Consider the following 26984-nt stretch of genomic DNA (forward strand, 5'->3'; position numbering starts at 1 on the left):
ATAGGTGCAATCACAACTTAAAAGGGTTTGTTATGTCGACCGAAGACAACAAAGAACAACGCCATAAAGCAAGACAACAGAAAGTAAAAGAACAAGTTGATGCGCGAGTGGCTGCAGCACAAGAAGTGAAAGGCTTATTGTTGGTTATTACTGGTAACGGTAAAGGAAAATCAACATCCGGTTTTGGTACCATTACACGTGCCGTTGGTCATGGTAAGAAATGTGCCGTTGCACAATTTGTTAAAGGGACTTGGGATAACGGCGAAAAGAACGTTCTTCAAAAACTGGATGTGGAATTCCAAGTCATGGGAACCGGCTTCACTTGGGAAACCCAAGACAAAACAAAAGATATTGAAGCCGCACAACGTATCTGGAAAGAATGTCAGCGCATGCTAGCCGATGAGTCGATTGACGTAATTCTGTTTGATGAGCTGACTTATATGGTGAGCTATGGCTATATCGAACTGGATGAAGTGGTAGAAGCTCTGAATAACCGTCCTAAAATGCAGTCAGTAATCATTACTGGCCGTGGCGCGCACCGTACTCTTACAGAGATGGCGGATACGGTATCTGAAGTTCGTAACGTGAAACACGCTTTCGAATCAGGTGTGAAAGCGCTTCAAGGCGTTGACTGGTAATCGCATTCAACTAGAGATCCCCGACTCGGTCATTCTTCCCTCTAGAGGATGACGACCCTTCAGTGTTACTCCCCTTAATAAAGGACGAGCACCGATCGTCATTCCCTAGAACGAGGAACGAGTCTCATAGGGAATCTCTTTGCTTACTAAGCCCGGATAATAATCAGCATCCAAAAAAAAGCGCTATTCCTACAGTAGGAATGGCGCTTCTTTTATATGCGAGTTAGGCAAAGATTAGTTAAAGAAACCTTTCAACAAACCGTCAACCGCTTCTTTGGTCTTCTCGTCTTTGATCTTATCCGTTAGCTTATTCACGCCACGGTCGATCTCTTTTTGTGCTTTTTGCTTCAACACATCATCAAAAACAAGCGCAAATTTCGGGTCAGCCCATTGGCCTGTTACCTTAATTGGGATGGTCACATCTTTCAGGTCATCAATGTTCTTACCGCCCTGACCTTCAAGCGAACCAACAATCGATGTACGTACAAGGAAGTCGACCGTTTCATTAATGAAGTTTGCTTTACCTTGACCTGTCACGCGTAGCAGTGGTGACTGTGCCGATAAGTCGTTCGTTGAAACCCAACCTTTGTCGACCTTCAGTGTCGCTTTCATTGCACTGAAGTCCGTTTTTTGAGCTTCATTTGTGCTTTCAACTTTTTCGCCTTTGATCTTAGCGTAGTTTTCTCGAATCAGTTGAGCAACGTTGATGCCATTAACAGCACCATCTTCAAAGTTAATCACGATAGTACCGACTAGGTTCTTCTTGATTCCTGTTGGCGTCAGGCTCTTACCTTTAACGTTAACATCGATATTACCCGTGCCTTCCAGCATGTCGTTGTTCGCTACATCAACCAGTAACGGTTGAACCTTCACGCCTCTAATTTTCTTCTTAGCCGTGTAAGTCGCTGGTGTTTTACGAGCGTCTAGCTTAGCGGTCGCAGAAATAGAACCTTGGTAAAGATTCGATGTGAATGAGGTTAGCTCTGCGATACCACGGTTAACCGAAAATGCCGTTTTAACATTCTGCATCTTCGCGTTGTTCGCCTTGAACTTATCAATTGTGATATCACCTTTCACGTCTAACGTTTTCAGAGCCGACAGATCAGGTTCCACTTCTTTAGCAGGAGCTGAACTACCAGAGTTTGACGTTGAGCCACCAGCAGAACCAGAAGGAGCTGTGCTCGCTGTTTCTGTTGTATTGCCTAAGCCTAAGAACTCGTCCAAGTCGATATTCGGGCTATGAAGAGAGAAACGAACCTTTGGTATTTCAGATAGGGTTACGTCTGCTTTACCGTCTAAAGCAATAGCGTTAGCTTGTAGCTTCTCTAACACAAAGCTCAGGTGGCTCTTATTAAGATCGAAGCTTAAATCAGACAGCATGTCGACTTTCATTGGAGACTGAGGAAGCGTGTCACCTTTGAATGTTGAATCTAACGTTAGCTTATTCAGCGTTACTTTTGAAATCGCGCTATCAACCGTAAGTTCACCGCCACCTTTAAGATCAAGGTCAAGGCCAGCCGCATTACCGATTACAGCGTAAGTCAGTTGGTTTACCTTATCGAACTCAAACGTATTCAAACCAATCTTTGCTGACTCAATCGACGTTGCTGGATCATTAAACTTAGCGTTTAGGTCAATATTACGCAGTGCGTAACTTGCGAAGCCTTCCGCTAATTTGAATTCTGCACTGCCGTTTGCAGAGAACTTCTGTTGGTTGTTTTCACCAGAAGCCGCAAACGTCGCGGTTGTCCATGTATCAACGGCAAACTCAGAAAGGTTCAAAGACACATCGTATAGCTTAGTGAATGAACCTGCTTGCTTGTCGTCCATCTCAAACAATGCATTTGAAACAGTGACGCCTGCAAGGTTGATCGTCCAACCAGATGCGTCTGTAGCACTTTGCTCTTGAGGCGCAGGTGTTGATTCAGAACTTGCGTCGGCTACAGGCTCAGACTCTTGAGGAGCTGATGCTTGCGTTAGCGCGTCGATATTCTTACGACCATCTTTAAGCGTTTCTAAATAGAATTCTGCACCATCTAGAGTAATGTTGCCGATCTCTAGTTGGTTGCTAAATAGCGGGGTAACCGAAACATCAACGCCAACGGTATCAACCTTAAACAGGTTTGGTTGGGTGAATCCTTCAGGGTTACGTAATTCAGTTTGACCAAGTTCGAAGCCAATAGATGGGAAGAATTGCCAACTGATATCGCCCTCGATCACGAGCTCTAGGCCTGTGTGTTTTTGGGCTTGTTCGACAATTAATGGCTTAAATTGGTTAGGGTTCACTAACAGCACTAGTGCCAGAATTGCTGCAACGACAACAAACACTGGTACAGCTATGAAAATGAGTAGTTTCTTCATCCGCATATTCCTTGCTTAGATTCCAAAAGAAAGTGGCACTATAAAAGTGCCACTGATTCGGTAAAAAATAAAGCTAAGTGAGTCACTTAGGCAAATTTTTATTCGATTAAGACTTCAACAACTTCGCAATGTGCGCTTTTAGCACGTCAATCGCAATACGGTTTTTACCACCACGAGGAACGATGATGTCTGCATGTTGTTTTGAAGGCTCGATAAACTGCATGAACATTGGACGTACTGTTTCTTGATATTGCTTAAGTACCGTGTCCATTGTACGACCACGTTCTTCTACATCACGTTTAACACGGCGTAGTAGACAAATATCTAACGGTGTATCCATAAACACGCTTGCATGCATTAGTTTACGAAGACGCGGGTCTGTTAGAAGCAGAATACCTTCTAAAATGATCACTTTCTTAGGTGTAAGTGTAGTCGTTTCAGAAGTACGTGTGTGTTCTGTGTAGCTGTATTCAGGAACTTCTACCGCATTGCCACTCATTAGCTGCTGTAGGTGTTCACATAATAGATCATGATCCAGTGCATTTGGGTGATCGTAGTTAGTTTTAACACGCTCTTCCATACTCAAGTGGCTTTGGTCGCTGTAGTAGCAATCTTCCGTGATAACACCAATTTGATGGTCGCCTACTTTCTCGCGCAACTCATTATAAATTGTACTAGCAATCAGACTTTTTCCTGATGCTGAAGCGCCAGCGATACCTACGATGACACATTGATTATTATCAGACATTAATTTTGCACCCGATATGGTTTGGTGGTGGGAAGAGATAAACCGCCTGATTATAGGGGCTAAACAACATAGATTCTAGTCGCCATTCTAGCTAATTGCAGTCAAATTGATGTTATCTATACATTAAATGAATACAATCGTTTGCTTTAGAATAACTGGCGTACAACTATTTGCACAAACCCAACGGCTCTTTAGCCAAATACAAAAGCTATTTATCTCACCCAAACATTATTTATACGGCCTTAAGACTTATCTACTCTAATCAACCATAGAAAAGTTGATCGCTTCCGGTCTCGCTTTTCCCGTCCAGAACATTTTCGCAGCCACATTTTCAGCCAATTCTAGGTAAAGACGAGTGTGTTCGCTGTCCGGGCGACGTATAACCGTTGGGCAACCCGCGTCGATGTCTTCTCGTACATCAATATGCAGTGGAATTTGCGCCAAAATATCGAGGAAGAACTCTTCCGACATGGCTTCTGCACCACCAGCACCGAAGATATGCTCTTTTTCGCCACAGTGACTACAAATATGGTAGCTCATGTTTTCCACTAAGCCTGCAACTGGCACGCTCACTTTATCGAACATCGCCACACCTTTACGTGCATCGGCTAAAGCCAAGTCTTGAGGAGTCGTCACGACTACCGCACCCGTTACTGGGATCTGTTGCGACAACGTTAGCTGAATATCACCCGTGCCCGGTGGCATGTCGATAACAAGGTAATCTAAATCAGGCCATACGGTTTCGTTAACAAGCTGACCTAAAGCCTTCGCTGCCATAGGGCCACGCCAGATTGCAGCATCATCTTTCGACACAAGATAGCCAATAGAATGAGTGAAAATGCCATGCGCCTCGATTGGCATCATCCATTTGTTGTTCTGTACTTCTGGCTTGGCATCCAACTGACCGAGCATCATAGGCACAGATGGACCATAGATATCCGCATCCAACAAGCCCACTTTTGAACCTGATTTAGATAACGCAAGCGCAAGGTTTACTGAAGTTGTCGATTTACCCACCCCACCCTTTGCCGACGTCACGGCGATAATGTTCTTAACGCCTTTCAATGGTGTTGCGACTGTAGTTTCTAGCGCAGACGGCTTCACTTTTACTTCAAACTGAAAAGTGTTGACAAGCTGTTGTTCAATCTGGGAGTGGATCCACTGTTCCAGTTCAACCGCGAGCTGATTAGCTGCAAAAGGCAAGGTAATGACAAATGACCCACGCGGATCAACCGATACAATATTTTGGTGTAGCGCCCACTCTGGGATGAGGATTGGTGACTCGAACTCATTCAACCATGAACAGAAATCTTGCTTAGAAGTAAAGTTACGCATTGGGGCTCCTTTTTTTATTTATGCTATCACCCACGAGATGAAGACTGAACCCCTAAAAAACTAGGGGAATCCTTTGTCTGATACCTTGGCGTATCACACGTTATAAAGTAGTATTACCTCTCAAAATTTATACCTATCAAAAAAGCGAATTATTAAGTATGGCAACTGATCCAAGACAACTTTTGGTAACTTGTGCGCTTCCGTACGCTAACGGCTCTATTCACCTTGGCCATATGCTTGAGCATATCCAAGCTGATATCTGGGTTCGATACCAGCGTCTACGTGGCAACACTGTAAACTTCATCTGTGCTGACGATGCTCACGGCACGCCAATTATGCTTAAAGCTCAACAGATGGGTATCACGCCAGAAGAGATGATCGCTGCTGTTAGTGAAGAGCACCAAAAAGACTTCGCTGGCTTTGATATCAGCTTTGATAACTACCACAGCACACATAGCGAAGAGAACCGCGAACTGGCTTCTCACATCTATCTAGAACTTAAAAAGAACGGCTTCATTTCTAGCCGTACTATTTCTCAGCTTTTCGATCCTGAGAAAGAGATGTTCCTACCAGACCGCTTCGTAAAAGGTACTTGCCCTAAGTGTAAGTCAGAAGACCAGTATGGTGATAACTGTGATAACTGTGGTGAGACATACAGCCCAACTGAGCTAATTAACCCTAAATCAGCGGTTTCTGGCGCAACTCCAGTAATGAAAGATTCTGAGCACTTCTTCTTCGACCTACCTCAGTTCGAAAGCATGCTTAAAGAGTGGACTCGTTCTGGCTCTCTACAGAATGAAACTGCAAACAAAATGCAGGAATGGTTCGAGTCTGGTCTGCAACAGTGGGATATCTCACGTGATGCACCTTACTTCGGCTTCGAAATCCCAGGCGAGAAAAACAAATTCTTCTACGTATGGCTAGACGCTCCTGTTGGCTACATGGCTTCTTTCAAGAACCTATGTGACAAGCGTGACGATCTAAACTTTGACGAATACTGGAAGAAAGACAGCACAACTGAGCTTTACCACTTCATCGGTAAAGACATCGTTTACTTCCACAGCCTATTCTGGCCTGCAATGCTAGAAGGCGCTGGTTTCCGTAAGCCAAACAACGTATTCGTACACGGCTACGTAACGGTGAACGGTGCGAAGATGTCTAAGTCGAAAGGCACATTCATCAAAGCAAGCACGTACTTAAACCACCTAGACCCTGAGTGTCTACGCTACTACTACGCTGCGAAACTAAACAGCCGTATTGATGACCTTGACCTTAACCTTGAAGACTTCACTCAACGTGTAAACGCTGACGTCGTAAACAAGATTGTTAACCTAGCGTCTCGTAACGCTGGCTTCATCACAAAACGTTTTGAAGGCAAACTTGCTGCTGAATTTGCAGAACCTGAGCTATACAACGAATTCGTTGCTGCTGCTGAGCGTATCGGTCAGCTATACGAAACTCGTGAGTTCAGCCGCGCTATCCGTGAAATTACTGCACTAGCAGATAAAGCTAACCAGTACATTGACGAAAAAGCACCTTGGGTTCTTGCGAAAGAAGAAGGCAAAGAGAAAGAGCTTCAAGAAGTTTCTTCTGTCGGTATTAACCTATTCCGAGTGCTAATGGCTTACCTGAAACCAGTTATGCCAGAGCTTGCGGCGCGCACTGAGGCTTTCCTAAACGAAGAGCTAACGTGGGAAGCGATTGCTACACCGCTAACTGATCACGAAATCACTAAGTTCAAAGCGCTGTTTAGCCGTATTGATCCGAAGAAAGTGGAAGCAATGATCGAGTCTTCTAAAGAAGATGCAGCCGCAGAAGCAGCTGCGAAAGAAAAAGCAGAAGCTGAAAAAGAGCAAGCAAGCCAAACTGAACTAGACAAAGAGCCAATCGCAGACGAGATTGAGTTCGATGCCTTTGCAGCAGTCGATATGCGTATTGCTCGTATTATCTCATGTGAAGAAGTACCAAAAGCGAACAAACTACTGAAGTTCCAATTGGACATCGGTGGTGAGACTCGCCAAGTATTCTCTGGTATCAAGTCAGCGTACAAACCTGAAGAGCTAGAAGGCAAGCTAACTGTCATGGTAGCAAACCTTAAACCTCGCAAGATGAAGTTTGGTATGTCTGAAGGCATGATCCTAGCTGCTGGCCCTGGTGGCAGCGACCTGTGGATCCTTGAGCCACACGAAGGTGCTCAACCTGGTATGCGTGTAATGTAATTCTGGCTTCAGTCAGATAACAAGCACTCATAGCGAAATCCCTAATGTACTTTTAACTTGAATAAGTTAATAAGCATTGGGGATTTTTTATATCTACCGAAAATAAGCGTTCTCTGTTAGAGTCGCCGTCAACTATGCTATGTAGAGTAGAAATTGGTTTGTCGACGATAACGGGCTAACCAACACCTCTTTACTCTCCAAACCCTTTTTAGGAATCCCCAGTGACTAACAACGAAATCTTGCGTCGTATTCAACACGCGCTAAACCTTAAAAATGCACAGATCATTAAAGCTATCGAGCAAGCTGATGTGACCGTTGCTCATGACCAAGTGATCAACTGGCTAAAAGACGACAACGACAAGTCATGCTCTACGATGAAAGATAAAGAGTTAGCGGTATTCCTAAATGGTTTTATCAACCTTAAGCGTGGCAAAAAAGAAGGTGTTCAGCCTAAACCTGAAGTTGCTCTGACTAACAACATGATTTTCATGAAGCTACGTATTGCGTTGAACATGAAAGCAGAAGATGTGTTAGATATATTAGAAGTGGTAGGCATCAGCCTAAGTAAGTACGAAATTGGTGCCTACTTCCGTAAGCCAGAGAACAAGAACTACAAAGTATGTGAAGACCAACTACTTTGCGATTTTCTAAATGGCGTGCAATTTACTAACCGTCCAGACTCAGAAGAGTTTGCAGGGTAAGTTACTGCCTATTGATAAGTTTTCACCAACTATCGATAAATAAAAAGCGGCGAGATAATTTGATTATCTCGCCGCTTTTTCGTTTTCTTTACGTCTTTTACTTAATAAGTAAACCAACCTAACAGGACTTTAATGAAAAGACTTAGCTATCGTCTTCAGTAAAGTTTGTTGGTAACGTTGTTTTCATCTCGTTCCAAATTTGTGCGCTTGCGATACCGTAGTTACGAATCACAAGTGGCAAGTTTTCACGCTCACCACTTTCACAAATAACAAACAAGTCTTTGTAGAACTCCATGGCTAAACGACGAGCTTCTGGGTTAGAGAAGTAGTAGCTGCCAACACGGTCGTACAATTTACGAACACCGTTGAAGATCAGACCATAAATTTGGTTACCTGAATGGAATGCTAAACGTTGGAAAAGCATGTAATCGTAGAAGTTAAAAGTTTTAGCAACTAAGATCGTTTGACGCTTCGTTTCATCTTTTTCTGCGTCTTCTTTCACTGATTGTTTGATCTTGTCAGCGTACGGGGAAGACTCTAGGAATTCATCCCATGTAGGTGCCGCAAGTAAAGCTTCACAAGATTCAATCACGTTAGTAATCGTACGCTCAGAAGCTTCTTTATTTGCTTTAAATGCATAACGCATAAAAATAGGGCTGATATTGGTGCGTGCAGCAAGTAAGTCTTCTACCATTTTGCTTGCGTTATCAACATCCAACGTCATTAATGTATCAAGAATATGAAGACCTGACGTTTCCATAAACTGGTTAACTTTAGTTGGCTTACCGTGTTGGATTGTCAACCAACCATCACGAGCAAGACGCTGAAGTACTTCACGAAGCGTAGTACGTGTAACACCAATCAGCTCAGAAAGCTCACGCTCTGCGGGCAAGATAGAACCTGGAGCGAAACGGCCATTCCAAATACTTTCAATGATATACTTTTCTGCAAATCCTGCCGGGCTTTTAGCCTTAATGACCATCTACACTTCAATCCAATTTAATTATTCTGTTCTAATTTACTCATCATACCACTAGTTCACACCCAGCGGAAACATCCTCAAAAATTTTACTCCCCCAAAACACCAGTAGAGTTAAAACTCTAAAGTTCAGCACACGTTTGCACCCTAGGTTTGAAAAGCAAGCAACGATAAACCACCATTTCAACAAACCATTAACACAACAAATTTTCTTTAAAATCAATGAGATTGGTCATAATTTCAAAGTTATTAATTTGCAATATTAAGTTGTAATAATCATATATAAACCGTCGTTATTCTGTTAATTTCAATCATTTCGCTGAAATATTGATTCTAGTCGGTTTTTATCACATTTTAAGTGGTATGCTTGCGCTACTTTGATCGCGTTTCTCAACAAAAAAGAGGTATTTTTAGGGCTACAGGGGTTTTCCTGTTGACTAAATGTTATCTAAGAGTAGAGTTGCGCTCAAAAATTAGCAGTGCTTGAGTTTCTAAGGGAGTGACTTGGCAAGACCACAGAACATTACATGGAATGTAGTTTTTCTAAGTCACTGTTAGTTATAGTTTTTAACAACCTCTATAGCTCGATTCTCAAATGTTGTATTGCTTATCTATTCATAATCAACATAAAAGAGTATTAACATGCCGATGTCTCTCGGAAACGCTTTTATCAAGAACTTCCTTGGTAAGGCTCCTGATTGGTATAAACTTGCCATCATTTCCTTTTTAATCATCAACCCGTTTGTTTTCTTCCTAGTTGACCCATTTGTTGCGGGCTGGCTATTAGTGGTTGAGTTTATTTTCACTCTAGCTATGGCTCTAAAATGCTACCCTCTTCAACCGGGTGGTTTATTGGCAATTCAAGCGGTCGCCATTGGCATGACCAAACCCGAAATGGTTTATCATGAGCTACAAGCAAACCTTCCAGTTTTACTCTTATTAGTATTCATGGTTGCTGGCATCTATTTCATGAAAGAACTGCTTTTGTTCATTTTCACGAAGATCCTGCTTGGCATTCAATCCAAAGTCCTACTCTCTGTCGCTTTCTGTATCGCAGCTGCTTTCTTGTCAGCATTCTTAGATGCTCTAACAGTAATCGCCGTTGTTATTAGCGTTGCGGTTGGCTTCTACTCTATCTATCACAAGGTTGCATCAGGTAAGGGCACAACGTCAGCGCACGATCATACTCATGATGAAGAGATCTCTGAGCTTACACGTGACGATTTAGAAAACTACCGTGCTTTCCTACGTTCACTACTTATGCACGCTGGTGTAGGTACTGCACTCGGTGGTGTAATGACCATGGTAGGCGAACCGCAAAACTTAGTGATTGCTAAGCAAGCAGGCTGGGAATTCGGTGAATTTATCATCCGTATGTTGCCAGTAACATTGCCTGTATTCATCTGCGGCATTATCACTTGTGCACTTGTAGAGAAATTTAAAGTATTTGGCTACGGTGCAGAACTGCCAAATAACGTTCGCCAAATCTTAGTTGAATTTGACAACAAAGAACGCGCAAACCGTACAAAACAAGACGTAGCAAAACTATGGGTTCAAAGTGCAATCGCAGTTTGGCTTATCGTAGGCCTTGCGCTTCACGTCGCTGAAGTCGGTTTGATTGGCCTTTCAGTTATCATCTTAGCAACGGCGTTTACTGGTGTAATTGAAGAGCACTCGATGGGTAAAGCCTTTGAAGAAGCGCTACCATTTACTGCACTTCTTGCTGTCTTTTTCGCTGTCGTTGCTGTAATCATTGACCAGGGACTGTTTAAGCCAGTGATCGATGCAGTACTTCACGTTGAAGATAAAGGTGCACAGCTCGCACTATTCTATGTGGCCAACGGTATCTTATCGATGGTGTCAGATAACGTGTTCGTAGGTACGGTTTACATCAACGAAGTGAAAACTGCACTGGTTGAAGGCATCATCACTCGTGACCAATTTGACCTACTTGCTGTTGCTATCAACACAGGTACTAACCTACCTTCTGTTGCTACGCCAAACGGTCAAGCTGCATTCCTATTCTTATTAACATCGGCACTTGCCCCGTTAATTAGACTGTCTTACGGCCGCATGGTTATCATGGCTTTGCCATATACTATCGTACTGGCTCTTGTTGGCCTTGCTGGTATCGTGTTCTTCGTCGAGCCGATGACCGCTTGGTTCTACGATGCAGGTTGGATCATTCAGCGTACTGGTGAGGTTGTCGCTCCAGTGATTTCTGGTGGTCACTAATCCGATTTTGTGTTGCGAAACACAATAAGTGTATCTAACTAATCAAAAATATTAGTTGATTAGGAAACTTATCCAAGATAAAAAGCTCTGAGTATTCAGAGCTTTTTTATTTTATAGACGGGATTAAATTCGTGAACTTTTTTGCAATGCTCAAAGACTTCTCTAAGGGACGTTTATCTTGGCTTTTACTACTGGCTTTTATTGTCTTTTTTGAGGCATGCGCTCTCTTCTTTCAACACGTGATGATGCTTGGCCCTTGCGTGATGTGCATCTATGAGCGCGTTGCTATGCTTGCTATCGGTGTCGCTGCAATGATTGGTGCTATTGCTCCGAATAACCCGATATCACGTTGGTTAGGCCTTGCTGGTTGGGGATTTGGCGCCTACAAAGGTTTGACGTTGGCTTTAGAGCACGTCGATTACCAGTTTAATCCGTCTCCTTTCGCAACCTGTGATTTATTCGTTACTTTCCCTAGCTGGGCACCTTTAAACCAATGGGCTCCGTGGATGTTTGAAGCTTACGGTGACTGTAGCAAGGTGGTATGGCAGTTCTTAGAGCTTTCAATGCCTCAATGGCTAGTGATTATCTTTGCGGGTAACTTGGTTGCTTTCGGTTTTGTGGTTATATCTCAATTTGTAAAATCGAAAAACGATTAACACTAGATCATCCAAATTAGAACAACAAAAAAGTCGACCACAAGGTCGACTTTTTTATCGCTTAAGATTTTTATCACTTAAAGAAAGTCTGTTACTCAAGCTGATTTACTCAACAAGCCGTGATTAGCTGTTTTTGCCACAGCATTGTTTAAACTTTTTGCCGCTTTCACAAGGGCAAGGGTCGTTTCGACCGATATCTTTAAATGGGTTCACACTCTGTGACTTATTACCCAGCATCGCCTCATCAGCCGCCATTGCAACCTCTGAAATCATCAGATCTATCTGATCGATTAAATCGGCAAGCGCTGGTGGATTTTCGAGCCCGGCCGCAACCATTTGTTGCTGAGTTTGTTCTTCATCAATCCCAAGCATCAAGGTTGTTAGGAGTGCTTGCAGCATACGCAGAGTACCATCCGCGACAGTCACACTTTGCCACTGCTTTTCCACTGTTGGCCAAACCATCATAAAGCCTTCAGCGAAATCTGCGAATTGCTCGTTAAAGTTGCCTTCAACAAGTACGTCTGTCAGTAAGTATTCACTACGCTGAATCAGGTTGTGCTGGCGATTAATCTGTTCCGTCACGATTGTTACAAGCTCTTTACCTGTTTCAGGTGCAACGATAGCTAACCATTCTTCAGGATCGAGTGGTTTGGTCGCTAAGTTGGAAGCAAGGATTGAACCTTCAATGAACTGTGGAGTAATGTCAGTGATTGATTCCGGTAGGCTTAATAATTGATATGTCATGAAAGCTCTGAATATTGGGGCATTTTCGATATTATAACGCCATACTCCCAAAGATGTCGCCAACCACTTTCCTCTGTTTTCCCGTCAATAACCATACGCAAACCATTGCTATTCAAATATCGTCGATATTTCGCTTTGATAATCAGAATATTGGGTGTAAAACGCTCACTGAAACATTCAGTTACATATAGGCGTATTCATCATGAAATCAAGGTCCCAAGGTTTTACATTACTCGAGCTTATCGTGGTGGTCGTTATTTTAGGTGTATTAGCGGTAACCGCGGCGCCTCGTTTTCTTGGTGTTCAGCGAGACGCTCATGAAGCGTTAGCGCAAGGTGCGTTTTCAGCATTTAGAAACAGCATAGATATGTACCACTCGCAATGGCTTGTCGATGGTGAGCCTGCTTTTGATCAAGTGGTGAATTATGGTGAAGGTGATGTATATCCGTCGGAAACTGGTTTTCCAATTTCGGTTCGAGAACAACCGCCTACAGGAGGTCCGCAAGTAGAAGGTGACCAATGTGTGGCACTTTGGAACTCTTTAATTGATTCTGATTTAGTCGCTCGTTCTCAATATGACACTGGCTTTATCCTTCCTTCTGATGAAGCGATTGTTAGTTGGTATACAGGAACACCCGAGTGCTATTACTATTACACTCCAAGCTTTACAACTTCTGAACGTTTACCCATTCTCTATTATTCACCGATTACCGGAGAAGTGAGAGTAACCCGAGAAATGGCGAACACCGCTCCTTAGTGACAATCTAACTAACAAACCGTACAATCACGCCTCGAATTTTTCGGTTCACTTAGTTTCGGTAAAGCAGCATGCGAGTAATACTTGGCCCTATGGAGGGCGTACTAGACCACCTAATGCGTGAGATTCTTACAGAGATCAATGATTACGATCTCTGTGTGACAGAGTTTGTGCGCGTCGTTGATCAACTTCTTCCTCCGCATGTGTTCCACCGTATTTGCCCAGAGCTGCATCAAGGCTCTCAAACCATGGCTGGTGTGCCAATCCATCTGCAACTTCTAGGGCAACACCCGAACTGGATGGCCGAAAATGCTTTTCAAGCGGCAAACTTAGGCGCTAAAGGCATTGATCTTAATTTTGGGTGCCCGGCAAAAGCGGTAAACAAAAGTAATGGTGGGGCTTCACTGCTAAAAGAGCCAGAACTCATCTATCAAGTGGTGAACGCCTGTCGAGAAGCAGTCCCTGCGCATATTCCCGTGTCCGCAAAAATCCGATTGGGTTGGGAGCACCCGGAAGAGTGCTTTGAAATTGTCGACGCTATCGAGCAAGCAAAAGCTGACGAACTCACTGTGCATGCAAGAACCAAAGTTGGCGGCTATAAAGCCAGTGAAATCAAATGGGATTACATCAATCAAATAAGAGAGAAAACCTCTCTGCCGTTGATTGCCAATGGGGAAATCTGGAACTACCAAGATGGTCAAGATTGCATAGAAGCTACAGGCGTCGACTCATTAATGGTCTGCCGCGGCGCTTTTAATATTCCCAATCTTGGCAACGTTGTTAAGCACAACCACCAGAAAATGCCATGGGACAAAGTAATCGCACTTTTACTGCGCTATTCCGAGTTTCAAATTAAAGGGGATAAAGGCATGTACTACCCCAATAGAGTGAAACAATGGTTTGTCTATTTAAGTAAAGGCTACCCTGAAGCGAACGAACTGTTTAAAGAGATTCGTACTTTCAAAAAGGCGCCCCCCATTGTAGAGCGCCTTCAACGTTATCAAGAAGAATACCACCAACCCGTTTGAGTTAGTTCCCCCCTATCGCGATATTGAACCTCATAGCGTGGCTAAAATACGATCCGGTCTTTACCCGTCGTCTTAGCCACGTACAGTTTTTCATCGGCGTATTTAAATATCTCTTCAAAGTTAAGCTTGTTTTTCTCTGTTTCAACGATACAAACACCGCCAGATACCGTAAATCCATTAGGAACAATGTCGGCCGAGTTCGCGCAGACCGCATTTTTTACACGTTCTAGTGTCCTTATCAGCGTCTCACGATCATCGCCTTTCATATAAACGACAAACTCTTCTCCGCCAAACCGTGCTGCCACATCACTACTTCGAACACTGTTACTAATTTGACGTGACATATAACGAATCACATCATCACCTTTATCGTGGCCATGAGTATCATTAATTGACTTAAAATCGTCGATATCAAATACCGTTAAGGCAAACAGTTGATCGTGCTCTACGCTGCGCCAAAACGCTTCTAAGCCTCGTCGATTCAATAACCCGGTCATTGGGTCTTTAGCTGCTAGTTCTTTGAAGTAACCACGTTCAATATTGGAGTTAACATAAAAGAAAATCGTAACCGAGAACAGGTACACGATAATAGCGACGATTAGGCTGTCTTTTTCATAAACGAAAAAGTGCTCCACTTCGCTAGCAAGATCCAACTCGTAGTACATCGCATGATGAGACGCGACCCCTTCTAGCTTAATCTCGTGATAGAACGTGGCCGTATCAATCGGGTTAGCTAAAGTCGTATCAATAATATCGATCCGACCCGCTAGGTGCTCATTAGAGCTCGCGAGTAACCTGTCAGCATCAATATCTACTGAGAGCATCCCTTGGTGCACTCCTTGATGGAACACGGGAATCGTCATACTAATAATTCGATCAAGGGAGTCAAACCGATATGCAGGGCCAGATAAAGTCAGTAGATCTGGGTTGTTAGCGGTTCTTTGCCAATATGGACGGCTTTTGATGGTCGAAAGTAATTCCTTTCCTAACTCTTTAGCAAAATCTTCCGGTGACGAAATAACGTATCCGCGTTTATCAATAAAATGCACACCATTGTGGAATTCATCAAGTTGAGAGAGAAATGAAAGAATAGGTGCTAGGGCTATTTTCTCGGAAGCACTTTTATAGGTACCGCTGGTTTCTGTACACAAAGATTTTTCACCGACCAGCATATAATCAATATCAACGGAAGGAATGTCGGTAGTTTTGCCATCGGCAAGAAGCAGGCTATCGATAGGCCAAATACGGCAAAGACCATCAACCACTTGCTTGTTGTGGTCGAGGAAAAGAGGATTACCGGATTTGTAGTAATTTGAGAAACTGTAGTCTAAGGCGGTGACAACTTTAGTGGTTCCTTTGAACACATCTTCAATACGGTTGAATTCGCTGCTGATGTCTTTTTCTACCGCGTCAAAGTGGTTCTTTCCTATTAGGCCAAGTAGCATCGCGGCGATCACTGCGGGAAACCCGAAGACAAAGGTAAGGCTAAAGTGCCTGTTTACTTTCATATAATGTGCTCTTAGCGATCAGCTGTTTTCATTTACTTCATTAATATTATTACATTAATGGACATTTTCCTCGAGGTAAAAGAGTGTAAGTTGATATGAATCAGGCCGTATCATTGAACAATCGACTCCTTTAAAAAACTACCCCTGCATTAAGCAGGGTTAGCGGATACTGTCTTAGTCAGTTTAAATTCAACGATTTACCACGTCATAAATCTTAGCTTTCATCGCTGTGACCACAAGATCAACGACACCATTAACAATTGACTCGCCCTTCACTTTACCTTGTAACTCAACTAACTCATCTTGTAAGTCAATCAACTCACCTTGTAATTCAATCAACTTCCCTTGTTCTTGTCCAAGCATCCACACAGGTAAAGACAACACTTTTTCATCTTGAGATAGGTTGAGCACAACCAGTGTCTTTTCACCCCTAAGGCAACGAGTAAACACTAACGTCTCTGCATCACAATATAACTCTAGGTAAGCACCACTTCGTAAGCTGCGGCGTTCTGTTCTTAGTTTTATCAACGCTTGATGGAAAGGGAACCAATGTGAAGTATCTTCTTTATCCCACGGGAAGCATCTGCGATTGTCTGGGTCTTGACCACCTTCTAATCCCACTTCTGTCCCATAGTACAAACATGGAGTTCCGACATAAGTAAACAGTAACGTCAGCGCCAGTTTTTGCTTAGCTTGGTCACCATTTAGAAGCGTTAGCAGTCGAGCCGTATCATGACTGTCCAGTTGATTTAGCTGCGATAATTGATTCAACCAAGGAACTTTAGCTCTCGCTTCAGCTAACCAATCAGAAAAAGCCAACATATCAATATCAATCGGCTCGTACGCGATGTCTTGCTTGGCCAGTAGCGCACGAACTGGGTGAGCAAATCCATAATAGTTCATCGACCCGTCTTCTTGCTCTCCCTGTAACCATGATGTGGCCTCGAAGAAGTGCTCTCCCAAGATGTAGGCTTCGGGGTTCTCTGCTTTTGCTGAGTCACGGAATGCTTTCACATAATGTGCGTTGTTATAGGCTCCCTCCCCTTCACCTAACATATGAATCACATCGAAGCGCCAGCCATCGATGTTATAAGGTGCTTTTAACCAGTGCTTAATCACAGAGTCTTGTGACTGGTATATATGTTCTCGCACGGAAACATTGGAGAAGTTTAAGACTGGAAGTGAGCTAATATTTTTCCAACTAACATATTGCTGAGTGTTTTCGGAGTCGAAAAAATAATAGTCATGAAATGCCGAACCTGGGTTGTCATATGCACCGGAGTCAGTGGCTTTCAGTTTATCAAACCAAGGGTGCTCAACCGAAGTGTGATTAAATACCGCATCCAGAACGATTCTCATATCACGCGTGTGAATGTCTTTTGAAAGTGCAGAGAACTCATCATTGGTCCCGAAATGGGTGTCGACATTGTAGTAATCGGTTGTGTCGTATTTATGGTTGCTCGGTGACTGAAAAATGGGGTTGAGGTACAACGCGGTGATGCCTAGATCTTGCAGGTAATCTAACTTGCTATGAATACCCGCTAGGTCACCACCAAAGAACTCTGCAGCACCCGTTCCATTGTGTCCTTCGACAGACTCGCCCCATTCTTTCACTACAACATCTAAGGTATCTTCTTTTAAGCGATACTCGCCCGCTTTGACACTGATGCTCGGATTTCCGTTGCAAAATCGTTCAGGGAAGATTTGATAAAATACCTGCTCCGACACCCATGATGGTGGGCGATGTTGGGTATTAAACTTAAAGTGAAACTCACGACTCGCAACGCGGCTATGGACGCCCTTAGCATCAAGCCAATACTGTCCTTTTGAATCGACAAGCTTGAACGCATAGTGAGTAACGTTTCTGTCTGTATTCGCAGGGAAAGAGGCTTGCCACAGCGTCAACCGCCCTTCAGTACCAACTTGCACCATGTCGAGTAGATACTCTTCGTTATCTGGCTCATGCCTCAACTGAACCTTATTCCAGTCAGTGCGTTCAGACACTAATGTTACGGTTAGCACACCCTCTTTTTCGTGGAAGTAATCGGAGGTTTGAGCATGAAAGATAAAAGGTTTCATAGCGGTTCTCGAGCAATATTTAATTTGCTTAAGATATGAAAAATTTCTTTGACCACAACGAGAAAAATAACATCAGTCAAAGTAGATCACGTTTTGTAGATCCACTTTGTTTACAGTAAGTCGATTTCTCTCAAAATGATCAAATGAATCGACCATTTTTCAAGAGGAGGGCCAATTTTCAATTACTCCATCAACGGCTAACTATCGCACGATCAATCACAGACTGAGGCAATGTGACACCAAGCTCACGAGCAGCATCCAAATTCACAACCAGTTGCGAACTCTGTGCAGTTTTAACACTCAGCTTACTCGGTTTTTCTCCGTTCAGAATAGCAGCCACATAATCGGCGGTTTGCACCCCAACGTCATAATAATCTAGACCTAAGCCAGCTATCGCCCCCTTACCCACGTAAGACGTCGCTCCGGCAACCACTGGCGTTCCAGCCCGGTTCGCAGCTTCTATAAGCCCTTCGATACCACTTGCAACAGTGTTATCTGTCAATGCGTAAATAACATCCGACTTCTTAGCAATGGATTCGGTTTTTGATTCTACATCATCGATGGTTAGCGCTTTTTCAGTGTGCAGAGTAAAACCAAAATCTCGTGCCGACTTCTTTAATAGCCCAACTAACGCGACAGCATTTGCCTCGGCGGGGTTATAAACCACCCCGATTGAATCCGCATTAGGGAGTAATTCTTTAATAAGAGATACGTGTTGGGAAATAGGTGATAAGTCAGAAAGGCCCGTGACATTTCGTCCCGGTTTATCCAATTGCTTAACAAGCCTTGCACCGATAGGGTCCGTAACCGCGGTAAATACAATCGGTATTGAGCGAGTCGCAGAAACCAAAGCTTGCGAAGTCGGTGTCGCGATGCCCACTAAGACATGAGGGTTTTCGCTGACTAGTTCTCTGGCAATTTTTGCTGCCTGAGCGGGGTTACCATCAGCCATTTCATAGGAGAATTCTAAATTTTTTCCCGGTTCGTAACCTTTGGCTCTTAACCCTTCAAGAAGCCCTAGACGCGTCGCATTCAGATCTGGATGGTCGACAACTTGTGAAACCGACACTTTGGCGACGTTCGCCATTACATTGCCAGTCCATAGCAACAACAGACAGCTTAAAACCGCTGCCAATACCTTTCTTACAGAACTCATTATCGCTCCCTAAATCAAGCTCTACTCGTTATTACTCGCTCGAAGAGAACAACATCAAAAATCACTATTGACATTATTACCAGTAACCATTGATAACTTGAAGTGATATTTAACAAAAATACAACAAGGTTCGAATTATGCGGGGATAAGCGGGTTTGTTTAATTCAAAAGGTAAGAAACTCAATGAATACAAGATAAGCACGGCAAATAAAGGCAAGGCTATGTGGATCAAGGGAGGCTAAGCGAATAAAAGGCAAGTGAAGCGATTAGAAGAGAGGAGCAAATCTGAGAACGAGTTATCGATGATGTATGACTGTTCTCAGACTAGAGGGAGAGATAAGACGACCTGCTAGAACCAACGTTCCATTGAAGATTTGTCTAGCTGACGAAATGCGCGATTCAAAATGATCGCCAACTCTTTGTAACGAGGGCGTGGTTTCATTGGTTCCAATGCAAAACCTGTTTCGCTGATCTTCTCGTGCAACTCTCGATACCAAGAAACCAATGCTGGCGGTAATTGAGTGTTCGAACGGTTACCTAACCACCACATGCCTTGAAGCGGCAAGCTGATCGCAAACAACGCCATAACCACAGCTTGCGGCATCGCATGATAATTGTTGAAGACCATTTGTGTCAGAATACTAATAGCAGCTATCGCTGGCATCACTTTCACACCAAAACGCGTGGCTTTAATGATGCGCTGTTCAGGGAAGATAGCGTTTAACTCTTTTCGAACAGGCCAGAGATCCATGTACTTTTGGCCATCTTTTAAACTGCTCGCTAAACCAACTCTATTACTCATATGAGTCTCCCATTAAAAAAAAGTTGAAATCATCAACTAAAAACACAAAAATTTGACGAAAAATAATATTCTTTCAAATTTTTTTGTTATATTTGCACAATATCGCTATTATTTGCAGACCTCAATCTCATTGTTGCCCTTATTTACAATTTAAGCAACTTTGAGACGACTTCTGCAAGGAATGCAAAAGCCTCTTTTTCTGAAAAAGTGCGCTTTCACTTTAATACGGAAATTAACGTTTTTTTGACCAAGGTTAGTACGCAAGCCTATGTGCTTCGACTATTCTTGAGATTAATTTTCATCCTTAACTGATTTCGATCAGAAAAATAAACAGGTAGTCATTAATGTCTAAGCTAGTTTTAGTTTTAAACTGTGGTAGTTCTTCTCTTAAATTTGCTGTTGTTGATGCAGAAACAGGTGCTGAGCACCTAACTGGTCTTGCTGAGTGTCTTGGTCTTCCAGAAGCTCGTATGAAGTGGAAACTTGACGGCAAGCATGAAGCACAACTAGGCGCGGGCGCAGCTCACGTAGAAGCACTATCTTTCATGGTAGAAACTATTCTTGCTTCTAAGCCTGAGCTTAAAGCTAACCTTGGCGCTATCGGTCACCGTATCGTACACGGTGGCGAGCAGTTCACTTCTTCTGCACTTATCACTGATGAAGTTCTTAAGGGTATTCAAGACGCTGCGACTTTCGCACCTCTTCATAACCCAGCTCACCTTATCGGTATCGAAGCGGCTCAACAGAACTTCCCTGGTCTACAAAACGTTGCTGTATTTGACACTGCGTTCCACCAAACAATGCCTTCTGAGTCTTACCTATACGCTCTACCGTACAACCTGTACAAAGAGCACGGCATCCGTCGTTACGGCATGCACGGTACTTCTCACCTGTTCATTACTCGTGAAGTTGCTGGTCTACTAAACAAGCCAGTTGAAGAAGTTAACATCATCAACTGTCACCTAGGTAACGGCGCATCTGTATGTGCTATCAAGAACGGTCAATCTGTAGATACTTCTATGGGCCTTACTCCTCTTGAAGGTCTAGTAATGGGTACTCGTTGTGGTGACCTAGATCCTGCGATCATCTTCCACCTACACGACGCTCTTGGTTACTCTGTTGAAGAAATCAACAACATGCTAACTAAAGAATCTGGTCTTGCTGGTCTAACTGAAGTGACTTCTGACTGTCGTTTCGTTGAAGACAACTACGGTGAGAAAGAAGAAGCAACTCGTGCAATGGACGTGTTCTGTCACCGTCTAGCTAAGTACGTTGCTGGTTACACTGCAACTCTAGAAGGTCGTCTAGACGCAATCACTTTCACTGGCGGCATCGGCGAGAACTCTGGCCCAATCCGTGAAATGGTTCTTAACCGCCTAGGCATCTTCGGCATCGAAGTTGACAGCGAAGCTAACCTTAAAGCACGTTTCGGCGGCGAAGGTACTATCACTACAGCTAACAGCCGTATCCCTGCAATGGTTATCTCTACTAATGAAGAGCTAGTAATTGCTGAAGACACTGCGAAACTAGCAGGTCTTTAATTGATTTTCCTGACTAGCTTCACTCGAAGCTAGTCAGTTTTTCATATCAAGAAAATGGGGCTCAACTTCTATTCCTACCCCAATTTAAATATCGGTGGGAATAGCAGTTGAGCTTTTTTTATTTCCAATAGTCAAAGGTGTTCGTCAATGTCCCGTACTATTATGCTTATCCCTACAAGCGCTGGTGTTGGTCTTACTAGTGTTAGCATGGGTGTTCTTCGCGCTATGGAGCGTAAGGGCGTAAGTGTTTCTTTCTACAAGCCAATCGCTCAACCTCGCAGCGGTGGTAACCAACCTGATTTAACGTCTACTATCATCAGCGCAAACAGCGACATTAAGATTGGTGAGCCAATCGCAATGACTAAAGCTGAAGCTTTGATCGGTAGCGAAAAAATGGACGAGCTTCTAGAGTCTGTTGTTGAGCAATACAACAAGATCAACAAAGACGCAGAAGTAACGCTTATCGAAGGTCTAGTACCTACTCGTAAGCACCCATTTGCTAACCAAGTGAATGCGGAAATCGCTAAAACACTAGGCGCAGAGATCGTATTCGTTGCGACTCCGGGTACATACAACCCTATTCAGCTTAAAGAGCACATCGAAGTAGCATGTTCTAACTTCGGCGGCACTAAAAACAAGAACATCTCAGGCGTTATTATTAACAAACTGAATGCACCTGTTGATGAAGCTGGCCGTACTCGCCCTGACCTTTCTGAAATCTTCGATGATGCAGATAGCGCTCAACAAGCGAACCTTGAAGTAATGCAAATCTTCAACTCTAGCCCTATCCGTGTTCTTGGCTGTGTGCCATGGAGCATCGACCTAATCGCAACTCGCGCGGTTGATATGGCTAAGCACCTTAACGCTGAAATCGTTAACGAAGGTGAAATCTCAACTCGTCGTATTAAGAGCATCACTTTCTGTGCACGTTCTCTACCGCACATGATTGAGCACTTCAAACCAGGTTCACTGCTAGTAACTTCTGCAGACCGTCCTGACGTTATCGTTGCTGCGGCTCTTGCTGCGAAAAACGGTGTTGAGATTGGCGCAATCCTACTGACTGGCGGTTACGACATTCCAGAAAGCATTGCTAACCTTTGTGCACCAGCATTCGCGTCAGGTCTACCGATCTTCAAGGCTCAAGGTAACACTTGGCAGACGTCTCTAAACCTACAGAGCTTCAACCTAGAAGTGCCTGCAGACGATAAAGAGCGTATCGAGTTCGTTAACGATCACGTTGCAAGCCACATTGATGGCCCTTGGATTGATTCTCTATCTGAAGGTACTCAAGGCATCCGTCGTCTAAGCCCACCAGCATTCCGTTACCAGTTAACTGAATTCGCTCGTAAAGCGGCTAAGCGTATCGTTCTTCCTGAAGGTGATGAGCCACGTACTGTTAAAGCAGCTTCTATCTGTGCTGAACGCGGTATCGCAACTTGTGTGCTTCTTGGTAACCCAGACGAAATCCGTCGCGTTGCTGCACAACAAGGTGTTGAGCTAGGCGCTGGCGTTGAGATCATCGATTCTGCATCAGTTCGCGAAAACTACGTAGCTCGTCTAGTAGAACTTCGTGGCGCTAAAGGTATGACTGAAGTAGTCGCTCGTGAGAAGCTAGACGATTCAGTATTCCTTGGCACTATGATGCTTGAAGCTGGTGAAGTTGACGGCCTAGTTTCTGGTGCTGTTCACACAACGGCGAACACAATCGTTCCTCCGTTCCAGATCATCAAGACAGCTCCTGATGCTTCTATCGTATCTTCAATCTTCTTCATGCTTCTGCCTGATCAAGTGCTTGTATACGGTGACTGTGCGATCAACCCAGATCCAACAGCTGAACAGCTTGCTGAAATCGCTATCCAATCTGCAGATTCTGCTGCGGCATTTGGTATCGACCCACGCGTTGCTATGATCTCTTACTCTACTGGTGAATCTGGTAAAGGTGCAGACGTAGATAAAGTACGTGAAGCAACCAAACTTGCTCAAGCGAAACGTCCTGATCTAGTGATCGACGGTCCTCTTCAGTACGACGCAGCAATCATGGAAAACGTAGCCGCTTCTAAAGCGCCTAACTCTCCAGTTGCAGGTAAAGCTACAGTATTCGTATTCCCAGACCTAAACACGGGTAACACGACTTACAAAGCTGTACAGCGTTCAGCAGACCTAGTGTCTATCGGTCCAATGCTTCAAGGTATGCGCAAGCCAGTAAATGACTTGTCTCGTGGCGCTCTAGTAGACGATATCGTTTACACTGTAGCTCTAACGGCTATCCAAGCAGATCAAGCAGCTCAAGCTGAAGAAAAAGTAATTAACTAATTTTTCTTTTGTAGAAAGCAAAAACCCTAGATTCTTATCTAGGGTTTTTTTATGTCTAATGCTTAAGGTTATTTGATGATCTTAAGATTAATCTAACCTCGCCCGTGGGCTGATTCTAAATCTAGCGTTGGTCCTTTTGGCACAACTTGAGTTGGGTTGATACCTGTATGGCTGTAATAGTAGTGACGCTTGATGTGATAAAAGTCGGTCGTCTCTTTGATGCCTTCGATCTGGTAGAGCTCTTTTAAGTAACCCTGAATATGGACGTAGTCTGAAATTCGCTGCTTGTTACACTTAAAGTGACCAACATACACTGCATCGAATCGAACCAGAGTGGTAAACAACCTCCAGTCTGCTTCTGTGATGTCATTACCCGCTAGATAACGATGTTCACCAAGATGTGCATCTACTTTGTCTAACGCCTCAAATAACGCGTCATACGCTTCTTCATAAGCTTCTTGTGTCGTTGCAAAGCCAGTACGATAAACGCCGTTGTTGATGTTCGGATAGATATACTCGTTCCACTCATCAACCTTCTTGGCTAGCTCCCACGGATAGTAATCATCCGTGTTGCCTGTTAACTCATTAAATTCTGAGTTGAACATGCGAATAATTTCAGACGACTCGTTACTCACGATGGTATTGGTTTTCTTGTCCCATAGCACTGGAACCGTTACTCGGCCTGAGTAGTCAGGTTTGGCTTGAGTGTAAATTTGGTGCATACGAGTATGGCCGAATAGAGGTTCAGGTAGCCCCATTTGCCACCCTTCACTCATCATGTCTGGGCAGACGACCGTCACGTCAATATGATCGGTTAGCTCTTTAAGTTCACGGAAGATTAAAGTTCGGTGCGCCCAAGGGCAAGCCAATGATACGTATAAGTGATAACGACCGCTTTCTGGCTGAAATTGTGCACCGGCTTTGTTCTCTATCCAATGACGAAAGCCTGCATCTTCGCGAACAAACTTGCCACCGCTTTCTTTGGTGTCATACCAAACGTCATGCCAAACACCTTCAACTAACTTACCCATATCCAAACCTCTGTCATCCAAACTTTTCTCTAGTATAAAAAAAGCCAACTTTTTCAAAACTAGAAGAAGTTGGCTTAGTTGTTCAAATAATTTGATGAAGGTGAAGGTGCTCGAATACGTAAGCATAAAAAAAGCGCAACCTATAAAAAGTTGCGCTTAAGCCTGTCACAGGCTGAACCGTTTTAAATGGGTTCTAGACTTGTACGTGCAAGCAAGATACTGCGTGTACGTCATCGCCTTGAATGGTTGGCTTGGTTTGCGCGCAGGCCTCGGTTGCTTCAGGGCAACGAGTACGGAACACACAACCCGATGGTGGGTTGATTGGCGATGGTAAATCACCTTCCAACATCTGAATCGTTTTGCTGCGCTCTAAGCGAGGGTCTGGAATTGGAACTGCAGACATTAATGCTTTGGTATATGGGTGCTTAGGATCTGAGAACAAGGCATCTGATTCACCTAGTTCAACAGCATTACCTAAGTACATCACCAATACACGGTCAGAAATGTGTTTAACAACCGACAAATCGTGCGCGATGAATACCAAAGACAAACCTAACTCTTTCTGTAGTTCCATAAGAAGGTTTACTACTTGAGCTTGGATAGAGACATCCAGAGCAGAAACCGGCTCATCACAGATGATCATCTTAGGCTTCAAGATAAGTGCACGCGCGATACCGATACGTTGACACTGACCACCAGAGAATTCATGTGGGTAACGGTTGATTACGTTAGGTAGTAGACCAACCTTTGCCATCATCTCTTTAACTCTGTCCTTCACTTCCTGTTTAGAAAGCTCAGGATAGAAAGTTTGTAGAGGCTCAGCAATAATGTCTCCAACTGACATACGTGGGTTAAGCGATGCTAGTGGGTCTTGGAAGATCATCTGAATCTCTTTACGAGTCTCTCGACGCTTAACTTCCTGCATCTTAGTCAGGTCTTGACCTAACCACATAACTTCGCCTTCAGTTGCCTCAACTAAGCCAATAATTGCGCGTGCAAATGTTGACTTACCACAGCCAGACTCCCCTACTACACCCAGAGTCTCACCTTCGTAAAGGTGAACATCCACACCATCAACCGCTTTAAGGTTTGATGGTTTCGCCCAAGGCCAAGCAGACTTAGCCGCAATGCTAAAGTGAACCTTAAGGTTTTTAATATCTAATAGTAATTCTTTACTCATTTTGTCCAAGTCTCCCAGTCAGAAAAACAAGCACGCTGACGATCTTTCGCAAATGGCTGCAAAATTGGTGCTTCTTGCTTACAACGGTCCATTACACGGTGACAACGGTCTTGATAAGGACAACCGGTTGGTAGGCGAAGTAAGTTAGGTGGGTTACCTGGAATCGTCGGCAGAATTTCACCTTCGGTATCCAAACGAGGAATTGCTTTAAGCAGGCCTTCCGCATAAGGGTGGCTAGGCTCATAGAAGATTTCATCTACTGTGCCGTATTCCATGGTACGGCCAGCGTACATCACTAGAACTTTGTCACAAGAACCGGCAACTACACCCAAATCATGGGTGATCATGATGATTGCTGTATTGAACTCATCTTTAAGCTCGTTCAGCAATTCCATGATTTGCGCTTGAATGGTTACATCCAACGCCGTTGTTGGTTCATCAGCAATCAGTAGTTTTGGACGACATAGCAAAGCCATTGCAATCATCACACGTTGACGCATACCGCCAGAAAATTCGTGTGGATACATGGTAATACGCTTACGTGCCTCAGGAATTTTCACCGCTTCCAGCATACGTACTGATTCTTCGAACGCTTCCGCTTTGCCCATGCCTTTATGCAGCATAAGAACTTCCATCAACTGATCACATACTTTCATGTAAGGATTCAGTGACGTCATTGGATCTTGGAAGATCATCGCGATCTGTTCAGCGCGAACTTTGTTCAGTGCTTTCTCAGGTAGATTGAGAATCTCATTACCTTCAAACTTTGCACTGCCAGAGATGATGCCGTTCTTAGCCAGCAGTCCCATCAGTGCAAATACCGTTTGAGATTTACCCGAACCCGACTCACCAACAATACCCAGCGTTTCGCCTTGATTGAGTGAGAAGTTCAGGTCGTTTACTGCGGTTACGATACCATCTTGCGTGGTAAATTCGACGCGCAGATCTTTGACATCTAATAAGCTCATTATTG

General features: G+C 43.8%; 21 protein-coding genes. 9 read left to right on the top strand and 12 right to left on the bottom strand.

Features of this window, described 5'->3' with window-relative positions; all coding sequences use genetic code 11:
• The first annotated feature begins 32 nt into the window (after nucleotides 1-32).
• A complete protein-coding gene (gene cobO, locus M4S28_RS12335; protein WP_029224603.1) occupies nucleotides 33-638 on the top strand; it encodes a cob(I)yrinic acid a,c-diamide adenosyltransferase in 606 nt (201 codons plus the stop codon).
• A gap of 234 nt (nucleotides 639-872) precedes the next feature.
• On the opposite strand, the gene M4S28_RS12340 is transcribed toward cobO, so the two are convergent.
• The 3 genes from M4S28_RS12340 to apbC form a co-directional block, all read right to left on the bottom strand.
• The gene (locus M4S28_RS12340) at nucleotides 873-2999 is read right to left on the bottom strand and encodes an AsmA family protein (protein ID WP_017095946.1); all 2127 of its coding nucleotides are present in this window, start codon (nucleotides 2997-2999) and stop codon (nucleotides 873-875) included.
• 106 nt (nucleotides 3000-3105) lie between these two features.
• Nucleotides 3106-3747 carry a uridine kinase gene (gene udk, locus M4S28_RS12345; protein ID WP_004734002.1) on the bottom strand — a complete coding sequence of 214 codons (642 nt, stop codon included), beginning with the start codon at nucleotides 3745-3747 and terminating at the stop codon, nucleotides 3106-3108.
• Nucleotides 3748-4005: 258 nt separating this feature from the next.
• Nucleotides 4006-5082 carry an iron-sulfur cluster carrier protein ApbC gene (gene apbC, locus M4S28_RS12350; protein ID WP_102541074.1) on the bottom strand — a complete coding sequence of 359 codons (1077 nt, stop codon included), beginning with the start codon at nucleotides 5080-5082 and terminating at the stop codon, nucleotides 4006-4008.
• Nucleotides 5083-5240: 158 nt separating this feature from the next.
• On the opposite strand from apbC, the gene metG reads away from it, so the two are divergent.
• Together metG and M4S28_RS12360 are read left to right on the top strand one after the other, a co-directional pair.
• The gene (metG, locus tag M4S28_RS12355) at nucleotides 5241-7301 is read left to right on the top strand and encodes a methionine--tRNA ligase (protein WP_017084023.1); all 2061 of its coding nucleotides are present in this window, start codon (nucleotides 5241-5243) and stop codon (nucleotides 7299-7301) included.
• 221 nt (nucleotides 7302-7522) lie between these two features.
• The gene (locus M4S28_RS12360; RefSeq protein WP_004734005.1) at nucleotides 7523-8002 is read left to right on the top strand and encodes a YehS family protein; all 480 of its coding nucleotides are present in this window, start codon (nucleotides 7523-7525) and stop codon (nucleotides 8000-8002) included.
• Between the two features lie 142 nt (nucleotides 8003-8144).
• Here M4S28_RS12360 and fadR read toward each other — a convergent pair whose 3' ends face one another.
• The gene (fadR, locus tag M4S28_RS12365; RefSeq protein ID WP_017084025.1) at nucleotides 8145-8984 is read right to left on the bottom strand and encodes a fatty acid metabolism transcriptional regulator FadR; all 840 of its coding nucleotides are present in this window, start codon (nucleotides 8982-8984) and stop codon (nucleotides 8145-8147) included.
• 639 nt (nucleotides 8985-9623) lie between these two features.
• Here fadR and nhaB point away from each other — a divergent pair.
• Nucleotides 9624-11216, top strand: coding sequence for a Na(+)/H(+) antiporter NhaB (gene nhaB, locus M4S28_RS12370; RefSeq protein WP_004734008.1), 1593 nt, complete (start codon nucleotides 9624-9626; stop codon nucleotides 11214-11216).
• Between the two features lie 146 nt (nucleotides 11217-11362).
• On the top strand, nucleotides 11363-11872 hold the full coding sequence (gene dsbB, locus M4S28_RS12375) for a disulfide bond formation protein DsbB (protein ID WP_032545975.1): 510 nt from the start codon (nucleotides 11363-11365) through the stop codon (nucleotides 11870-11872).
• 123 nt (nucleotides 11873-11995) lie between these two features.
• On the opposite strand, the gene M4S28_RS12380 is transcribed toward dsbB, so the two are convergent.
• On the bottom strand, nucleotides 11996-12616 hold the full coding sequence (locus tag M4S28_RS12380) for a YecA family protein (RefSeq protein WP_249631897.1): 621 nt from the start codon (nucleotides 12614-12616) through the stop codon (nucleotides 11996-11998).
• Between the two features lie 202 nt (nucleotides 12617-12818).
• On the opposite strand from M4S28_RS12380, the gene M4S28_RS12385 reads away from it, so the two are divergent.
• Together M4S28_RS12385 and dusC are read left to right on the top strand one after the other, a co-directional pair.
• The gene (locus M4S28_RS12385) at nucleotides 12819-13373 is read left to right on the top strand and encodes a prepilin-type N-terminal cleavage/methylation domain-containing protein (protein WP_017095952.1); all 555 of its coding nucleotides are present in this window, start codon (nucleotides 12819-12821) and stop codon (nucleotides 13371-13373) included.
• A gap of 71 nt (nucleotides 13374-13444) precedes the next feature.
• Nucleotides 13445-14401 carry a tRNA dihydrouridine(16) synthase DusC gene (dusC, locus tag M4S28_RS12390; protein WP_017084026.1) on the top strand — a complete coding sequence of 319 codons (957 nt, stop codon included), beginning with the start codon at nucleotides 13445-13447 and terminating at the stop codon, nucleotides 14399-14401.
• Nucleotides 14402-14442: 41 nt separating this feature from the next.
• On the opposite strand, the gene M4S28_RS12395 is transcribed toward dusC, so the two are convergent.
• The 4 genes from M4S28_RS12395 to yfbV all read right to left on the bottom strand — a co-directional run bounded on the left by M4S28_RS12395 (nucleotide 14443) and on the right by yfbV (nucleotide 19946).
• Entirely contained in the window at nucleotides 14443-15909 is a 1467-nt protein-coding gene (locus M4S28_RS12395) for a GGDEF domain-containing protein (RefSeq protein ID WP_249631898.1), read from the bottom strand.
• Between the two features lie 189 nt (nucleotides 15910-16098).
• On the bottom strand, nucleotides 16099-17988 hold the full coding sequence (gene malZ / locus M4S28_RS12400) for a maltodextrin glucosidase (protein ID WP_249631899.1): 1890 nt from the start codon (nucleotides 17986-17988) through the stop codon (nucleotides 16099-16101).
• A gap of 190 nt (nucleotides 17989-18178) precedes the next feature.
• A complete protein-coding gene (locus tag M4S28_RS12405) occupies nucleotides 18179-19144 on the bottom strand; it encodes an ABC transporter substrate-binding protein (protein WP_249631900.1) in 966 nt (321 codons plus the stop codon).
• A gap of 349 nt (nucleotides 19145-19493) precedes the next feature.
• Complete coding sequence (gene yfbV / locus M4S28_RS12410; protein ID WP_017084030.1) at nucleotides 19494-19946, bottom strand: terminus macrodomain insulation protein YfbV; 453 nt, start codon at nucleotides 19944-19946, stop codon at nucleotides 19494-19496.
• A gap of 344 nt (nucleotides 19947-20290) precedes the next feature.
• Here yfbV and M4S28_RS12415 point away from each other — a divergent pair, with 344 nt between their 5' ends.
• Together M4S28_RS12415 and pta are read left to right on the top strand one after the other, a co-directional pair.
• The gene (locus M4S28_RS12415; protein WP_004734016.1) at nucleotides 20291-21487 is read left to right on the top strand and encodes an acetate kinase; all 1197 of its coding nucleotides are present in this window, start codon (nucleotides 20291-20293) and stop codon (nucleotides 21485-21487) included.
• A 147-nt stretch (nucleotides 21488-21634) separates the two neighbouring features.
• Entirely contained in the window at nucleotides 21635-23800 is a 2166-nt protein-coding gene (pta, locus tag M4S28_RS12420) for a phosphate acetyltransferase (protein WP_004734017.1), read from the top strand.
• Between the two features lie 92 nt (nucleotides 23801-23892).
• Here pta and M4S28_RS12425 read toward each other — a convergent pair whose 3' ends face one another.
• The 3 genes from M4S28_RS12425 to M4S28_RS12435 all read right to left on the bottom strand — a co-directional run bounded on the left by M4S28_RS12425 (nucleotide 23893) and on the right by M4S28_RS12435 (nucleotide 26979).
• Nucleotides 23893-24831, bottom strand: coding sequence for a glutathione S-transferase family protein (locus M4S28_RS12425; protein ID WP_249631901.1), 939 nt, complete (start codon nucleotides 24829-24831; stop codon nucleotides 23893-23895).
• A gap of 193 nt (nucleotides 24832-25024) precedes the next feature.
• Complete coding sequence (oppF, locus tag M4S28_RS12430; protein WP_004734019.1) at nucleotides 25025-26011, bottom strand: murein tripeptide/oligopeptide ABC transporter ATP binding protein OppF; 987 nt, start codon at nucleotides 26009-26011, stop codon at nucleotides 25025-25027.
• Nucleotides 26008-26979: an ABC transporter ATP-binding protein gene (locus M4S28_RS12435; RefSeq protein WP_017078105.1), complete on the bottom strand. Its 972-nt coding sequence runs from the start codon at nucleotides 26977-26979 to the stop codon at nucleotides 26008-26010. The genes oppF and M4S28_RS12435 overlap by 4 nt, the downstream gene beginning before the upstream one ends.
• Between the last annotated feature and the right edge of the window lie 5 nt (nucleotides 26980-26984).

This window comes from Vibrio sp. J383 (genome assembly GCF_023503985.1).
Taxonomy (GTDB): domain Bacteria; phylum Pseudomonadota; class Gammaproteobacteria; order Enterobacterales; family Vibrionaceae; genus Vibrio; species Vibrio splendidus.

Excerpts from the sequence above, each read along its gene's own strand:
- M4S28_RS12405 (WP_249631900.1), bottom strand. The coding sequence starts at position 19,144 with ATGAGTTCTGTAAGAAAGGTATTGGCAGCGGTTTTAAGCTGTCTGTTG.
- apbC (WP_102541074.1), bottom strand. The coding sequence starts at position 5,082 with ATGCGTAACTTTACTTCTAAGCAAGATTTCTGTTCATGGTTGAATGAG.
- M4S28_RS12435 (WP_017078105.1), bottom strand. The coding sequence starts at position 26,979 with ATGAGCTTATTAGATGTCAAAGATCTGCGCGTCGAATTTACCACGCAA.
- cobO (WP_029224603.1), top strand. The coding sequence starts at position 33 with ATGTCGACCGAAGACAACAAAGAACAACGCCATAAAGCAAGACAACAG.
- dusC (WP_017084026.1), top strand. The coding sequence starts at position 13,445 with ATGCGAGTAATACTTGGCCCTATGGAGGGCGTACTAGACCACCTAATG.
- fadR (WP_017084025.1), bottom strand. The coding sequence starts at position 8,984 with ATGGTCATTAAGGCTAAAAGCCCGGCAGGATTTGCAGAAAAGTATATC.
- M4S28_RS12425 (WP_249631901.1), bottom strand. The coding sequence starts at position 24,831 with ATGGGTAAGTTAGTTGAAGGTGTTTGGCATGACGTTTGGTATGACACC.
- udk (WP_004734002.1), bottom strand. The coding sequence starts at position 3,747 with ATGTCTGATAATAATCAATGTGTCATCGTAGGTATCGCTGGCGCTTCA.
- M4S28_RS12340 (WP_017095946.1), bottom strand. The coding sequence starts at position 2,999 with ATGAAGAAACTACTCATTTTCATAGCTGTACCAGTGTTTGTTGTCGTT.
- metG (WP_017084023.1), top strand. The coding sequence starts at position 5,241 with ATGGCAACTGATCCAAGACAACTTTTGGTAACTTGTGCGCTTCCGTAC.
- M4S28_RS12415 (WP_004734016.1), top strand. The coding sequence starts at position 20,291 with ATGTCTAAGCTAGTTTTAGTTTTAAACTGTGGTAGTTCTTCTCTTAAA.
- oppF (WP_004734019.1), bottom strand. The coding sequence starts at position 26,011 with ATGAGTAAAGAATTACTATTAGATATTAAAAACCTTAAGGTTCACTTT.
- M4S28_RS12395 (WP_249631898.1), bottom strand. The coding sequence starts at position 15,909 with ATGAAAGTAAACAGGCACTTTAGCCTTACCTTTGTCTTCGGGTTTCCC.
- dsbB (WP_032545975.1), top strand. The coding sequence starts at position 11,363 with ATGCTCAAAGACTTCTCTAAGGGACGTTTATCTTGGCTTTTACTACTG.
- nhaB (WP_004734008.1), top strand. The coding sequence starts at position 9,624 with ATGCCGATGTCTCTCGGAAACGCTTTTATCAAGAACTTCCTTGGTAAG.
- pta (WP_004734017.1), top strand. The coding sequence starts at position 21,635 with ATGTCCCGTACTATTATGCTTATCCCTACAAGCGCTGGTGTTGGTCTT.
- M4S28_RS12380 (WP_249631897.1), bottom strand. The coding sequence starts at position 12,616 with ATGACATATCAATTATTAAGCCTACCGGAATCAATCACTGACATTACT.
- malZ (WP_249631899.1), bottom strand. The coding sequence starts at position 17,988 with ATGAAACCTTTTATCTTTCATGCTCAAACCTCCGATTACTTCCACGAA.
- M4S28_RS12385 (WP_017095952.1), top strand. The coding sequence starts at position 12,819 with ATGAAATCAAGGTCCCAAGGTTTTACATTACTCGAGCTTATCGTGGTG.
- yfbV (WP_017084030.1), bottom strand. The coding sequence starts at position 19,946 with ATGAGTAATAGAGTTGGTTTAGCGAGCAGTTTAAAAGATGGCCAAAAG.